We start from the raw sequence: 15,092 nt of genomic DNA on the forward strand, positions 1-15,092 counted from the left end.
GCCGCTCTTTTTATTGTTTAGATGTTGTAAATCACTTCATGCAATCATCGCCAAAGGCGACTCCAAATCTATGCTTTATACTTTGTGCTTTATGCTTTACAAAAATAACTTTACCTCCAACGGTCCTTGCTTCTGAAACCCTTCCCCATACTTCACCCCAATCTTATGTCCCATTTCCATGGCACGTGCTTGGATGAAGTTCAAAAAGTCAGGGCTAGAAATATAAGAAGAAGGTTCCGTAGATGAAGGGTCAAAGAATTGACTCTTGAATGCGCGGATAGCGGCTTCTTTCTGATCCCAATCAGCCGTGATATCAATAACGAAATCGGGTTCTAAATACCGGTCTTGAATGTAGTGATAAACTTGTTTAGGTCTCCAGGCAGGAAGATCGCCTGTTTTAATTTGGCGTAAACCTGATAAGAAACAAGAATCAATCGCTAATTGTGCCCCTTTTCCATGGTCGGGGTGGCGGTCTTCTAGAGCATTAGCCAGCACCACTTCTGGTTGGTATTTGCGAATGATTTCGATGAGCTTTAATTGAGTTTCTTCATCATTACGAAAGAATCCATCGCGGATGCCTAGGTTTTCACGAGCGTGTAATCCTAGAATCTGAGTTGCGTCAGCTGATTCTTGTAGGCGAATTTCTGGGGTTCCTCTGGTACCTAATTCTCCGCGGGTGAAATCTACGATACCTACTTTTTTACCTGCAGCAATGTGCTTCAAAATGGTTCCAGCGCAGCTTAATTCTGCGTCGTCTGGATGTGCAGCCATCACGAGAATGTCTAGTTTCATAGCGATTAATGAATGCGGATACGGCGACCAGCTCGAATGACCGAGGAGTTTTTCATCCCATTTAATTTTTTCAATTTAGCAATCGAAACCCCTGTTCTTCTAGCGATGGCACCTAAAGTATCTCCTTGACGAACTTTGGTCCAAGCCTTTGTTCTCGAACGAACTTTGTCCCCTACAGAACCATATTCGTTTTTTAAGGATAGGGAACGAATGTCAAAAGATCTAGCCGTGATGATAATGTGATCAGAAACGGGTTCGAATGGGCTGAAGTTGTACACGTTCTTCGGGTTCATGGGATTACCTTCGTAGCGCGTCTCAAAGTGTAAGTGAGAACCTGTACTGCGTCCTGTGCTTCCACCTACACCGATTTGGTCACCCGCTTTTACAAGTGTTCCGGGCTCTGCACCTGGGGAAGCAAGGTGAGCATATAAGGTCTCAAATCCATTGTAATGGCGTACTAACACATAATTTCCATAACCAGATCGGTCGTAATGACTTACGCGAACAATTCCATCGAAAACGGAATAAACGGGGTAACCCGTTTCCAAGTCTAAATCCACCCCAGCATGTAGTCGACCCCAGCGTGGCCCAAATGGACTCGTTTGTTTCACAATCTCTAAAGGTGCTGCCCAGTTTCGACCTGCTGCTGTATTATACAATTCGATGTCGACAGGTTCGTCAAATTCTTTAGCATCTATATCATAGGGATCAATAATTTTCGTATCCCAAATTGCAAAATAGGAAGCCACCGAAACGAAATCCTCCGTTCCTTCAGGTGCCGCTTCTTCTTCTATTTCCACAATTAAATTCTCGCCTTCGTCGATAGAGGTCGTATCGAAATTACTGATACTTGCATTGACCATTTTAATGGGCTCAAACTTTCTTTCTTGTAATTCAGAACCAGCGGTAACCCCTATGGATTCCGTTTCGTTTCTAAATTGCAAAGGAGGAAGCTCATCCAGTTCATCCTTCTTCTTGTTCTTTTCTTGGAAAAGCTGAGAATTAGATTTGACTTCGATTTCTGTTTTTTTCTTGAATAAATTCCGCTCTTGCGCCTTCAAGCAAAAGCCTGACAGCAACAGAATACATCCAAAAATATAGGTGATTAACCTCATATGTTTCTATTAATGTAAATTGTTCGCGGCTAACCAGCGTTCCGCGTCCAATGCCGCCATACAACCGGTACCTGCTGCGGTAACTGCTTGGCGATAAATAGTGTCTTGCACGTCACCGCAAGCGAAGACGCCTTCTATGCTCGTACGCGTACTCCCTTTTTCTGTAATTAAGTATTCTTGAGGATCCATCTCTAAAGTGCCTTTAAAGATCGCGGTATTGGGTTGGTGTCCAATCGCAACGAAGAAACCAGTTAATGCAATTTCTTCTTTCGCTTTCGTCACATTATTTACGATGCGTATGCCGGTTACCCCGTTTGCATCACCTAAGATTTCTTCAGTCTCTGAGTTCCAATGGATCTCAATCTTCGGGTTATTTTTTACGCGCTCTTGCATGATTAAAGAAGCACGCATTTCGCCACGACGGACGATTAAGTGTACTTTGGTACATAAATTGGCTAAATAACTCGCTTCTTCAGCGGCTGTATCTCCTGCACCTACTACAGCTACAGTTTGATTGCGATAGAAGAATCCATCACAAACCGCACAAGCTGAAACGCCTAGTCCGTTGAATGTTGTCTCCCCTTCTAATCCTAACCATTTTGCACTTGCGCCGGTAGCGATAATGACCGCATCGGCTTCGATCTCTGTAGTTTCATCGATCCAAACCTTCTTAGGAGAGGAGCTGAAATCTACTTTAGTGGCCATGCCATAACGAACATCCGTCCCAAAACGCTTTGCCTGATTCTCTAAATCCACCATCATGGCCGGACCATCGATTCCATTCGGGTAGCCTGGGAAATTATCTACTTCTGTCGTCGTGGTTAATTGACCACCTGGTTGTCCACCTTGGTACATGATAGGATGTAATCCTGCACGGGACGCATAAATGGCTGCAGTGTATCCGGCTGGGCCAGAACCGATAATTAGGCATTTAATTTTTTCTGACATTGGAATATTTATCGAATGGGAATGAGCCTACAAAATTCGGGAAATATAGGCAGAAACACAAGCAATGATTTTTCTTAATAATTCTTACATTTGTCAATTAACCTAAACTAAACGAATGAAGAGCCAAACTATTTTACAGAACCTCACTTTTTGGGTATTATTGTCCATTTTAGTGGGCGTTTTAGTGGGTCATTATTCGCCTGAATTAGCCTTGTTAAAGGTACTTGAATCTAAGTTTACCTATAATCTATTGGGTGTTGATTTGAGTTTTGGACCTACGCTTAGTGAAGTTTTTAGTGGAGTATTTATTAGTTTGGTTAAACTATTTATCAACCCCATTATCTTTTTAACGATCAGTTTAGGGATCGTGAATATGGGTAACTTGAAAAAGGTGGGTCGTGTAGGTGGAAAGGCACTGCTGTATTTTGAAGTTGTGACTACGATTGCCTTATTGATTGGATTAGCTGTATCTACACTAATCGAACCGGGAATTGGAGTTATCAGAGACGATATTGCAGGTGGGGATATTTCTAAATATACTCAAAAAGCAGCAGGATTCTCTTGGATGGGCTTTTTGAAAGAAAACTTTACCGTACAGGTATTAGGGTTCTCGATTTTCTTTGGAATCTTTTTGAATTATGTGCGTGGAAAGGCGAGAATGATTGCTGGTATGCAACAGGCTTCGCATTGGGTGTTTAAAGGCTTAAAAGTCGTGATGTATTTAGCTCCTCTCGGGGCTTTAGGTGGGATGGCATTCACCATTGGTAAATTTGGAATTCATTCGTTGCTTCCCTTAGCGAAGTTGATGCTGACGGTATATGTAACCATGGGTGTCTTTGTATTTGTGGTACTTGGTTTTATTATGCGAAGCTGTGGGGAGCGTATCTGGGCTTTTTTGGGCTATATTAAACAGGAATTATTAATTGTTTTAGGTACCTCTTCGTCTGAGGCCGCCTTGCCTTCTTTGATGCATAAGCTGGAGAAAATGGGCTGTTCGAAGTCAGTGGTGGGACTAGTGGTGCCGGCGGGTTATTCATTTAACTTGGATGGGACGAGTATTTATTTATCCATGGCGACCTTGTTTTTAGCCCAAGTCTATGGGGTGCAATTATCCTGGGAGCAGATGTTGACCATCGTAGGGATCTTAATGGTAACCTCGAAAGGAGCCGCTGGTGTAACAGGAAGTGGATTCGTGGTGTTAGCGTCTACCTTAAGTGCCTTGCAAGTGATTCCGGTGGAAGGTTTGGCCCTATTATTAGGCGTAGATCGATTTATGTCGGAGGCAAGAGCGATCACGAATTTCATTGGAAATGGAGTGGCAACGGTTTGGCTAGCGAAGCATGAAGGAGAATTTCAATCAGAACAATCAACAAATTAAATATATATGTCTATTTCATCCATTTTAAGGGAAGATGCGCTCGAGTATCATGCAGGAGGGAAACCCGGAAAAATTGAGGTAAAACCCACGAAATCGACCGCAACTCAGCGCGATTTATCGTTAGCTTATTCGCCAGGTGTGGCTGAGCCTTGTTTAGAAATTGCGAATAATGTAGAGAAAGTATACGATTACACGGCCAAAGGAAACCTAGTTGGTGTCATCTCAAACGGTACCGCCGTATTAGGATTAGGTAACATTGGTCCTGAAGCTAGCAAGCCAGTGATGGAGGGAAAAGGAGTCCTTTTCAAAGTCTTCTCTGACATTGATGTATTTGATATTGAATTAGCGGTAACCGATCCAGATGATTTTGTAGATACGGTGGCTCGCTTGGAACCGACTTTTGGCGGGATCAACCTAGAGGATATTAAATCCCCGGAATGCTTTGAGATCGAAGAGAAACTGAAAGCGCGTTTGATGATTCCCATCATGCACGATGATCAGCACGGCACGGCGATTATTTCGTCTGCAGCGCTACTAAATGCCTTGGAGATAGTTGATAAAAAAATCGAGAATACAAGATTTGTGATTTCAGGCGCAGGTGCTGCGGCTATTTCTTGCATTAAATTGTATTTAAAGCTCGGTGCGCGCATCGAGAACTTCACTATTTTCGATAAGGATGGATTAGTTTCTGCGGATCGTCCGGATTTGAATCGCTACTTAGCTCCATTAGCGGGTAAGGCGGGCAGAAATACTTCATTAGCTGAGGCGATGAAGGGAGCGGATGTTTTTCTGGGTCTTTCGGTAGGAGGAATCTTGAAGCCAGAGATGATAGCCACAATGGCTGCGAATCCAATTGTATTTGCGATGGCGAATCCCATTCCTGAGATTGGTTATGATGAGGCCAAAGCAGTGAGAGAGGATTTGATTATGGCGACAGGTCGTTCAGATTTTCCGAATCAAGTTAATAACGTGTTAGGTTTTCCATTCATTTTTAGAGGAGCCTTGGACGTACGTGCTTCCGAGATTAATGACGAGATGAAATTAGCGGCGGCGAAGGCTTTGGCTTGCTTAGCAAAGAAACCGGTGCCTGATATTGTGAATTTGGCCTATAATGAGAAATCGCTGAGCTTTGGCCCAGAATATATTATTCCTAAACCTGTAGATCCACGCTTGATAACGACCATCTCGATGGCAGTTGCTAAAGCGGCGATGGACTCAGGTGTTGCCACGAAGCCGATTAAGAATTGGGATGCTTATGAGACTCAATTAGCGAAACGCCTTGGTTTAGACAATCAGGTGATGAAGTTCATTCTTAAACGTGCGAAGTCGAAACCGAAGCGAATTGTGTTCGCAGAGGCGGAGAACTTGAAAGTATTGAAGGCTGTTCGCGAAGTATTAGACGAAGGTATCGCAAAACCGATTTTATTAGGGCGTAAGGCAAATATCGATGCGATCTGTGAAGAGCACCACATTGACTTAGGGGATATTGAGATCTTTGATTTCAAGCACCCAGACAATGCGGGCTTGTTAGCTGAATTTGCAGAACTATTCTATGAGAAGCGCAAGCGTCGCGGTTTCACGAAGTGGGAGGCGGAGAAGCAGGTACGTAAGAGTAATTACTTCGCTGCGATGATGTTAGAGACGAATCGCGCAGATGGGGTTATTTCTGGTTTGACGAAGAATTATCCAGATGCGATTCGTCCCGCCTTACAAATCATCGGTAAAAAACCAGGAGTTACTAAGGTAGCGGGTATGTACCTGTTACTGAGTAAGCAAGGGCCACTCTTCTTCTCTGATACGACCATTAATTTCTCGCCATCTGTGGCTGATATTGTGGAGATAACAGAGCTGACTTCGGAGGCGGTAGAGCGCTTTAATTTAAAGCCAAAGATAGCGATGCTTTCCTATTCGAATTTTGGTTCTGCTGATGGGGAAGATGCTTTGAAAATGCGAGCAGCTACGCAAATTCTGAAAGAAAAACATCCAACGTGGATGATTGAAGGGGAGATGCAGGCTCACCTAGCTTTTGATAAGGAATTAAGACAACAAAATTATCCATTCGCGACTTTAGGAAACGATACAGCGAATACGCTGATTTTCCCTAATCTTTCCTCAGCGAATATTGCCTATAACTTGTTAAAGGAAGCGGCAGATATTGAATACATCGGGCCTATCTTGTTAGGATTGCGTAAACCGGTGCATGTCTTGCAATTAGGGGCATCCGTTCGCGAGATTGTGAATATGGTCGCGATTGCAGTGGTGGAGGCACAGACCGTTTAATTGTATATCCAAGCTTTTCTCAAATCTAATTGGGAGGGGCTTGGATTTTTTACCTCCTTCAATTCTTGCTTCATCGCCTCTAAAATTGCCTCCTTTTCTTTCTTGCCACCTGAACTGCGTAATTCACATCCGATTGTGGGTAATAGCTCCTTTAGGGGTAAATCTTTGCTTCCACTGACATAAAGGGCTAAGAACTTTTTAATTCCTTTCACTTTAGTTGTCTCTGATATGAGTTGGAATAAATCATCATCGTTGAAGGATTTTTCTGGGCCAAATCGAGCTGATAAGTCGCGGATGAGTTGCTGGGTTCCATAGCGACCCTTGGTTTCATTACGAAGGTATAAATCAAGACAAAGACCAATAAGGGCTCCTTTTTGGTATACATTGCCATATTCCTCTTTGTATTTTGCCAAAACCCCTTTACTCATCTTTGTAAATGGAATGGAGTTATCAAAGCTAAAATGGCTCGTTCGGTATTTCTCTGTCATTCGCTCAAGAAATGCAGGTAGACTAATCAGGCCTCCTTGAAGCTGCATATGCTGAGCGGCATATTCAGTTAAGCCCTCATACAACCAAAGGTGCTTCGACATCTGTGGATTTTGGAAATCAAAGGAACCAATCTCTTTTGAATGAAGATTTAGCGGGGTTTGAATGTGGAAAAATTCGTGTGCACTTACATCCTGAATGACGGGACCCATGACCTTGATGGAGTCTTCGGGTAAATAATAGAAAGAGGATTGAGCGTGTTCTAAGGCGCCATAACTGCCATTTTTCAAATGAGCTGACATGACGATGAGGAAGGCATAATTTTCAACAGGGAAAGTGCCACCTAGGTAGTTTAATTGAGCTTTCAATAAAGGTGTTAGTTGCTCAGCTACCTCTGAAGCCTTTATTTTTTTATTAGGGGAATAGACAGAAATCAAAATGTCAGCATTTGCCACTCGCAAATGAACCGTATCGGCTGGTGCCACCAAGATGGGTGCGTCAGTTAATTTTTGGTAAGAGGAGGCTATATATTTTCCATCCTTTGACATGATAGAGGAGGAGGCAACTAATCCTTTCGAAGTTTTCAATTGCAATGAAACAGGAATTTGCTCTAGCCCTTTATTGTAGCCTAGTAATGCATGCGTATTGAGGGCAAATAAGGTATCTTTTTGAAAATTAGTACCCGCAGGCTCGAAAATATACGTTCCTTTAATCTCTGGACTATCCCAGGTATCATCTACCTCATAGCTTAAAGAGGAGGCATTTTTGAAAGAAAAAGTATTCGTGTCCTTCCGAACGACAAGTAGGGACTTTCCATTCTGGTCAAAGGCTTGCAGATTACTTACATACCTTCCGAAATTATAGATCGCATACGTACCCGGTACCATTTTAGGAAAACAAAACTCTTTTACGCCTACAGGTAATTGTACTTCAACCGTTAGGCGATCGTTCTGTAATTTAGTTAAATCAATGGTATAGCGAAGGCTATCTTGTGCATATACGGTTGAGAAGGAGCAAAGTAGCAATAAAAGTTTCTTGAGCATTAATTCTTGAAATTAAGGGCCTCATTAGGCTCTATTTTGGTAATCAACAGGGTAGGAATGCTCATCATAAAGCTTACTAAAAGAATCGTAAGTCCATTAACAATTCCCCATGTGGCCCCATCCCATTCGATAGGCACACTATTCATGAAATAACTTTCTGGATCTAGCGGTATCAGTTGGTAGCTATATTGAAGGTAGCAGAAAAGAAACGCAATGCCATTTCCGATGATTAAACCTCTTACCAAAATAAATAGGCCATTCCACCAAAATATTCGGCGAATCTGTGAAGCGGAGGCTCCCATCGATTTCAAAAGTCCCACCATAGGTACGCGTTCCATAATGAGCACCCAAAGTGTGGCAATCAGATTAAAGCAAGCTACTACGAAGAGGAGGCTAATGAAAATCACGATGTTTCTATCCAGCATAGTCATCCATTCAAATAGCCCAGGATAGATCTCTGTCACGGGTTTAATGCTCCATTCTGGCGGCATCGTCTTGGCTACTGCATTGGTTTTCGCTTGTAGATTTTGCTTTTCTTTAAAGAATATTTCATAGGTGCCTAAGGAGTCAGCCGTCCAGCCGTTCATTTTTTGAACCCAGTCACGGTCTGCTAACACAATTAATTTATCCAGTTCTTCAAGCCCTGTTTCATAGATGCCTTTTATTTTTACTTTTCGCGGTCTTTCAGGAGCGCTCAGAAAATAGAGGATCAGCGAGTTATTCGTTTTAACCTTAAGTTGTTTTGCCAAAGTTTTACTCAGGATAATCTCTTGAGGTCCATTAATGATAGGTGATCCACCTACAATGTTTTTTTCAAGTTGCTTGACTGGAAGATCTTTACCAATCCCTTTTACTATGATTCCAGCCAAACCATCTTTACCTACAACAATACCGGGTCTCTGAATGTGAGCCTGAATATGATCGATCTCCGGACGCTTTAACGTTTGTGCTTCCCAAGTTCGGTCGCGAACCAAGGGGATTTCGGAAAAAGAATGATTACCTGAAATTTGAGAGATGCGTGCATCACCAGAAAAGCTTGTAAGCTTATCTTCAATTGTTGATTTAAAGCCAAAAAGAATCGCAAATGACACCAGAATAATCGCCGTTCCTACGGCCACCGTCCCGATACCCACATAGGTCACCGTCTTTGAAAAGGAGGTGTCCTGAGTTTTCCGAATACGCCTAGCGACAAAAAGAGGGAAATTCATTAGATTTGATTTTCAATTCTGAACCGCAAAGAAAACACGAATGGGGCGTAAATCAAATAGTATTGTCTTATTGTTCTGCCTTTTGGCATTTACAGGATTCTCTCAAAAAGCGCTTATTCCTGGCGCTGCCCAATTCACCGCCTACCTTCCTTCCTTGAAAGAAAAAAACGTGGCGCTAGTGGTCAATCATACTTCTGTCGTAGGTAAAGCACATCTAGCAGATACCTTATTGTCCTTAGGCGTTTCAGTGAAGAAGATTTTTGCACCAGAGCATGGTTTCCGAGGAACAGCAGATGCGGGAGCGCACATTGATAATGAGGTAGATCGTAAAACCGGACTTTCCCTCATTTCCTTGTATGGTAAACATAAGAAACCAACGCCAGAGGATTTGCAGGGGATCGATATAGTTTTGTTTGATATTCAAGACGTGGGTGCACGTTTCTATACCTATTCGTCCACTTTGCATTATGTACTAGAGGCTTGTGCGGAGAACAAGGTGCCTTTGACGGTTTTGGATCGCCCTAATCCAAACGGCCATTATGTGGATGGACCCGTACTCGAAAAGGCTCAGGCCTCTTTCGTGGGTTTGAATCCGATTCCAGTGGTGCACGGTTGTACGTTAGGGGAATTAGCGCGTATGATTAATGGAGAAGGTTGGTTAGCCAATAGTGCCAAAGCCTCTTTGAATGTGATCCCTGTCGCTAATTATACTCACGCATCTCCGGTTCACGTTTCCATTGCACCTTCTCCTAATTTGCCGAATGATCAATCCATCGCATTGTATCCATCGCTTTGTTTGTTCGAGGGAACCAATGTGAGCATCGGACGAGGAACGGATTTGCAGTTTCAGGTGGCTGGAACGAATATCGCCGGCCTGGGGGATTATACCTTTACACCGGTTCCTAAACCTGGTGCCATGGATCCTCCCTTAAAAGGCCAAACCTGTTATGGCTATAACCTGTCTACCTTGCCAGCACGTAATTTAGGCTTCAGCCTGAAATATTTGCTTTATTTCTACAGTAAATCAGGTCTAGGGGAGAAGTTCTTCACTTCGCCTGCCTTCTTCGATAAACTAGCGGGTACAAATTCTCTTCGACTTGCGATAATCGCCGGTAAATCGGAGAAAGATATTCGGGATTCCTGGGAGCCAGGTTTAGTAGAATACCGAAAAATGCGCCAAAATTACCTGCTTTATCGTTAGAATTAGGCAAAAAATTCCGACATTTGCCGTTTATTTTTAAGCAAAAACAAACATGGCGGAAAAGATCCTTATACTTGATTTCGGTTCTCAGGTGACCCAATTAATTGCGCGTCGCATCAGAGAAGCGCAAGTCTATTGCGAAATACATCCTTTTAATCACATTCCAGAAATCGACGAATCGGTGAAAGGAATTATCCTTTCCGGAAGTCCTTGCTCGGTGAGAGATGAAGATTCTCCTCGCGTAGATTTAAGTCTGTTTGGTTCTTTGCCCATTTTAGGCATTTGCTATGGAGCGCAATTATTAGCGCACCAGGGCGGAGGCTCAGTTCAAGCATCGGGTCACCGCGAATACGGTCGTGCCCATATGACCAGCGTAAAAGAGAGTCCATTATTGAAAGGCTTATCGGCTACAGGTCAAGTTTGGATGTCTCATGGTGATACCATTATGGAATTGCCGTCTGAATACGAATTAATTGGTTCAACAGAGACCGTTCGTGTCGCAGCCTTTGCACATGTTTCGAAGCCCATTTTTGGTATTCAATTTCACCCAGAGGTGACTCACTCGACGGAAGGAAGCATTTTAATCAAGAACTTTATCGTGGGAATTTGTGGCTGCGCACAGACTTGGACATCGGATTCCTTCGTTGATAGAACCGTTGCAGAGCTACAGGCCAAATTAGGGAATGACAAAGTCGTTCTAGGTCTTTCTGGCGGGGTAGATAGCTCAGTGGCTGCGGTTTTATTACACCGCGCGATTGGCAAAAACCTGTATTGCATCTTCGTGGATAACGGTTTGTTGCGCAAGGATGAATTCGAACAAGTTTTAACTTCATACAATACTTTAGGCTTAAACGTAAAAGGAGTCAACTCCAAACAACGTTTCTACGACGCCCTTAAAGGTTTAACAGATCCAGAAGATAAGCGCAAAGCCATCGGTAAGACCTTTATCGAGGTATTCGATGAGGAGGCCCATTTAATCGAGGGCGTTTCTTGGTTAGGCCAAGGCACGATTTACCCAGATAAAATCGAATCTGTTTCCCTAAAAGGACCAAGCGCAACAATCAAATCTCACCACAACGTGGGTGGCTTACCTGATTTCATGAAGTTAAAAGTGGTGGAGCCATTAGATGCCTTATTCAAAGATGAGGTACGTTTAGTGGGTAAAACCCTAGGTGTGCCCAAAGACATTTTAGGTCGTCACCCTTTTCCTGGTCCAGGTTTAGGTATTCGTATTCTAGGCGATATCACACCAGCGAAAGTGGATATTTTACAAAAAGTAGACGCCATTTTCATCAATGGTTTGAAAGAAGATGGATTGTATGACCAAGTTTGGCAAGCAGGCGCGATCCTTTTACCTATCCAATCCGTGGGTGTCATGGGGGATGAGCGTACCTATGAGCAAGTCGTAGCTTTGCGTGCCGTTTCAAGTGTAGATGGAATGACCGCTGATTGGTGCCACCTGCCTTATGAATTCTTAGGTCGTATTTCGAACGAGATTATCAATAAGGTCAAAGGGGTGAATCGGGTCGTGTATGATATTTCGAGTAAGCCGCCGGCTACGATTGAGTGGGAATAAATTTAGTTTTCAATTCTAAAATCGTGCTTCGCAATGATTTTTTGAATTGAAATCTAAATTTATTTCTAAAAATGGTTTGAAAATGTGCTTCGCAATATTTGCTGCACTTCATAAATAAATTTATTTCAGAGATATTGCGTGCTTCGCAATGATTTTGTGAATTGAAATCTAAATTTCTTTCTGAAAATGGTTCGAAAATGTGCTGCGCAATATTTTCTTCACATCACACAACAATTTATTTCAGTTGTAAAGCATAAAGCACAAAGAATAAAGCATAAAGTTGGAATCCCCGCTGGGGATAATTTCAGGAGTGATTTTTTCTTGTACGTATAAAAAAAGGGATCGAATTTTCGATCCCTTTTTTTATGCCTTCTTTATTCTTTGTGCTTTATTCTTTATGCTTTAGATTTTGAAACAAATCAACCAAATAAAGCACCGTCTCCGTCGCCTTCTCCATATCCTGAACCGAAACCCATTCTTGTTTGCTGTGGAAGGCGTGTTCGCCAGCAAAGATATTAGGACAAGGTAAACCCATGAATGTTAAGCGGGAGCCGTCGGTTCCACCGCGAATGCTGGTGGTTTCGGCTTTTAGACCGGCTAATCGCATGGCTTCCATCGCTAGGTCGATACATTCTGGATGATCTACGAGGATCTCGTTCATGTTGCGGTATTGCTCTGTTTGGGTATAGGTCGCAGTGGAATTTGGGTATTTGCGCAAGACCATTTCGGAAATCTGTTGAATGATGAATCCGTATTCGCGCAGTTTTTCGGTGTCAAAATCGCGAATGATGAATTCGATTGTCGCTTCTTCCACACTTCCGGAGATGTCAGTGGGGTGGATGAAGCCTTCTTTTCCTTCGGTGGTTTCGGGGCTTAGGCGGTCCTTAGGGAGGGTATTGACGATTTCTGCAGCTATTTTAAGGGCGCTTTCCATTCGGCCTTTGGCAAAACCAGGATGCTGAGAAATGCCTTGAATTTTCACGACAAATCCATCTGCGGAGAAAGTCTCATTCTCTAAATGCCCTCGCTTTTCGCCATCTAAGGTGTAACCGTATTGGGCATTAATCTTTTCCATATCCACGTGATCGGTACCGCGGCCGACCTCTTCGTCTGGGGTGAAAAGAATCGTTATGGGGCCATGAGGAACTTCAGGATGTGTAGCATAAAAGGCCGCGACGTCCATAATCTCAGCGACTCCGGCTTTATTGTCTGCGCCTAACAGCGTTGTGCCGCTAGCAGTAATAATATCGTTTCCGATTTGTTCCGCTAAGTCTGGGTGTTCGCTAAGGCGGATTACCACCGTAGGATCGTCTGGTAAAACCAGGTCCTGTCCGTGGTAATAAGGGTGGACAAGTGGTTTTACACCTGCGCCAGAACAATCAGGAGAGGTGTCCATGTGGGCGCAAAAGCACAAGCCTGGAACTTCATGAGAAACGTTGGAGGCAATGTGTGCATAGACATAGCCGAATTCATCTAGGTGCGCGTTTTGAATGCCGAGGGATTGTAATTCTTGAACTAAAATTATTCCCAAGTTTTTTTGTTTTTCCGTTGTTGGGCTGGTGCTCGAGTGCGGGTCGGATTGAGTGTCTATTTGGACATAATTTAGAAAGCGATCCTTTGAAGAAAAGGCATAATTTTTTATCAATTCCGAGAGTTGCGGCATAAAATTCAAATTATATTGAAATATTATAAGAAAAAATTGTCTTTATTAAATTTATTTCTTGCGGATTTATAAAGGTAATACACCTTTAAGAATTACGTATTATCTTAGTGCCTCGAATTTACTAAGCTTACTACTATGTCTCAAAATGCTGTGATTAACCTCGATGGCCAATCGTTTGAATTACCTACTTTCGTAGGAACTGAAAACGAAAAAGCAATCGATATTGCGAAACTTCGCGATTTATCTGGATACGTAACTTACGACCCGGGTTATAAGAATACAGGTGCAACAAAAAGTGCGATTACTTTTTTAGATGGCGAGGAAGGAATTCTAAGACATTGTGGTTATAGCATCGAAGAGTTAGCAGATAAGGCTAGCTTCTTAGAAGTGGCCTACCTTTTATTAAATGGCGAATTGCCTACGCAATCTCAGCTAGATGCGTTCGAAGCATCAGTGAAGAAATACACGGTGACGAACGAGGCATTATTAAAAATTCAACAAGTTATTCCGACTTCTACACACCCGATGAGCGAATTATCTGCTCTAGTAGGTTTAATGGAGGGTCAATATGATCCAGCAGATACGCAAGAAAACATTTTACGTTTAATCGCTGCCTTGCCAATTTTTGCGGCTTGGAACTATAAGAAATCGATTGGAGAAGCTTTAGTAGCTCCGGATCAATCGTTAGACTATTGCTCGAACTTCTTGAAAATGATGTTCGCTAAGCCAGGCGAAGATTACAAAGTAGATCCGATTGTTTCGAAGGCTTTGAATAAATTATTAATCTTACACGCAGATCACGAGCAAAACTGCTCTACGTCTACGGTTCGTTTGATTGGTTCATCTCACGCGAGTTTATTCTCCAGTATTTCAGGGGGTATTCAAGCCTTGTTTGGTCCATTACACGGTGGTGCTAACCAAGCGGTGATTGAGATGTTGGAAGAGATCAAGCAAGCGGGTGGTGAAACGTCTAAGTTTATTGCGATGGCCAAAGATAAGACTTCAGGCTTCCGTTTGATGGGTTTTGGACACCGTGTTTACAAGAACTTTGATCCACGTGCCCGTATTATTAAGGTGGCAGCAGATGATGTGTTAACAGCTTTAGGCGTTAAAGATCCAGTTTTAACGATTGCACAAGAGTTAGAAGCTGCGGCTTTAAGTGATGAGTATTTCGTAGCTCGTAAATTATATCCGAACGTAGACTTCTACTCAGGTATCATTTACCGTGCTTTACATATCCCTACGAACATGTTTACGATCTTATTTGCGATCGGACGTCTTCCAGGTTGGATTTCTCAGCACCAAGAAATGATGACAAACAAAGAGCCTATTGGTCGTCCTCGTCAAATCTACGTAGGTTCTCCTGCACGTGCATTTGTCGATATGGCGAAAAGATAGATTC

Annotated in this window: 11 protein-coding genes; 5 read left to right on the plus strand and 6 right to left on the minus strand. The window is 42.8% G+C overall.

The window, feature by feature from the left end; all coding sequences use genetic code 11:
• Nucleotides 1-96 precede the first annotated feature (96 nt).
• From bshB1 to trxB, 3 genes are read right to left on the minus strand one after another with little or no spacing between them, the layout of a single operon-like run.
• Nucleotides 97-792: a bacillithiol biosynthesis deacetylase BshB1 gene (gene bshB1, locus ACRZ9O_RS00410; RefSeq protein WP_459455280.1), complete on the minus strand. Its 696-nt coding sequence runs from the start codon at nucleotides 790-792 to the stop codon at nucleotides 97-99.
• A 5-nt stretch (nucleotides 793-797) separates the two neighbouring features.
• A complete protein-coding gene (locus tag ACRZ9O_RS00415) occupies nucleotides 798-1,907 on the minus strand; it encodes a peptidoglycan DD-metalloendopeptidase family protein (protein WP_459455282.1) in 1,110 nt (369 codons plus the stop codon).
• A 9-nt stretch (nucleotides 1,908-1,916) separates the two neighbouring features.
• The gene (trxB, locus tag ACRZ9O_RS00420; RefSeq protein ID WP_459455284.1) at nucleotides 1,917-2,855 is read right to left on the minus strand and encodes a thioredoxin-disulfide reductase; all 939 of its coding nucleotides are present in this window, start codon (nucleotides 2,853-2,855) and stop codon (nucleotides 1,917-1,919) included.
• 115 nt (nucleotides 2,856-2,970) lie between these two features.
• Between trxB and ACRZ9O_RS00425 the strand changes: the two genes are divergently transcribed.
• Together ACRZ9O_RS00425 and ACRZ9O_RS00430 are read left to right on the plus strand one after the other, a co-directional pair.
• Nucleotides 2,971-4,233: a cation:dicarboxylate symporter family transporter gene (locus tag ACRZ9O_RS00425; protein WP_459455286.1), complete on the plus strand. Its 1,263-nt coding sequence runs from the start codon at nucleotides 2,971-2,973 to the stop codon at nucleotides 4,231-4,233.
• Between the two features lie 6 nt (nucleotides 4,234-4,239).
• The gene (locus tag ACRZ9O_RS00430) at nucleotides 4,240-6,513 is read left to right on the plus strand and encodes an NADP-dependent malic enzyme (protein ID WP_459455288.1); all 2,274 of its coding nucleotides are present in this window, start codon (nucleotides 4,240-4,242) and stop codon (nucleotides 6,511-6,513) included.
• On the opposite strand, the gene ACRZ9O_RS00435 is transcribed toward ACRZ9O_RS00430, so the two are convergent.
• Both ACRZ9O_RS00435 and ACRZ9O_RS00440 read right to left on the minus strand, forming a co-directional pair.
• A complete protein-coding gene (locus tag ACRZ9O_RS00435; protein ID WP_459455290.1) occupies nucleotides 6,510-8,042 on the minus strand; it encodes a M61 family metallopeptidase in 1,533 nt (510 codons plus the stop codon). The genes ACRZ9O_RS00430 and ACRZ9O_RS00435 overlap by 4 nt on opposite strands.
• Entirely contained in the window at nucleotides 8,042-9,250 is a 1,209-nt protein-coding gene (locus ACRZ9O_RS00440) for an ABC transporter permease (protein WP_459455292.1), read from the minus strand. Before ACRZ9O_RS00440 ends, ACRZ9O_RS00435 begins: the two co-directional genes overlap by 1 nt.
• Nucleotides 9,251-9,290: 40 nt before the next feature.
• Between ACRZ9O_RS00440 and ACRZ9O_RS00445 the strand changes: the two genes are divergently transcribed.
• Nucleotides 9,291-10,451 (plus strand): exo-beta-N-acetylmuramidase NamZ family protein, encoded by a 1,161-nt coding sequence (locus tag ACRZ9O_RS00445; RefSeq protein WP_459455294.1) that lies wholly within the window; start codon nucleotides 9,291-9,293, stop codon nucleotides 10,449-10,451.
• A 52-nt stretch (nucleotides 10,452-10,503) separates the two neighbouring features.
• The gene (gene guaA / locus ACRZ9O_RS00450) at nucleotides 10,504-12,027 is read left to right on the plus strand and encodes a glutamine-hydrolyzing GMP synthase (RefSeq protein WP_459455296.1); all 1,524 of its coding nucleotides are present in this window, start codon (nucleotides 10,504-10,506) and stop codon (nucleotides 12,025-12,027) included.
• 388 nt (nucleotides 12,028-12,415) lie between these two features.
• Here the strand turns inward: guaA and pepT are convergent, their stop codons facing one another.
• A complete protein-coding gene (gene pepT, locus ACRZ9O_RS00455; RefSeq protein ID WP_459455298.1) occupies nucleotides 12,416-13,690 on the minus strand; it encodes a peptidase T in 1,275 nt (424 codons plus the stop codon).
• Between the two features lie 135 nt (nucleotides 13,691-13,825).
• On the opposite strand from pepT, the gene ACRZ9O_RS00460 reads away from it, so the two are divergent.
• The gene (locus ACRZ9O_RS00460; protein ID WP_459455300.1) at nucleotides 13,826-15,088 is read left to right on the plus strand and encodes a citrate synthase; all 1,263 of its coding nucleotides are present in this window, start codon (nucleotides 13,826-13,828) and stop codon (nucleotides 15,086-15,088) included.
• The last annotated feature ends 4 nt before the right edge of the window (nucleotides 15,089-15,092 follow it).

The organism is Aquirufa sp. HETE-40SA (genome assembly GCF_054558635.1).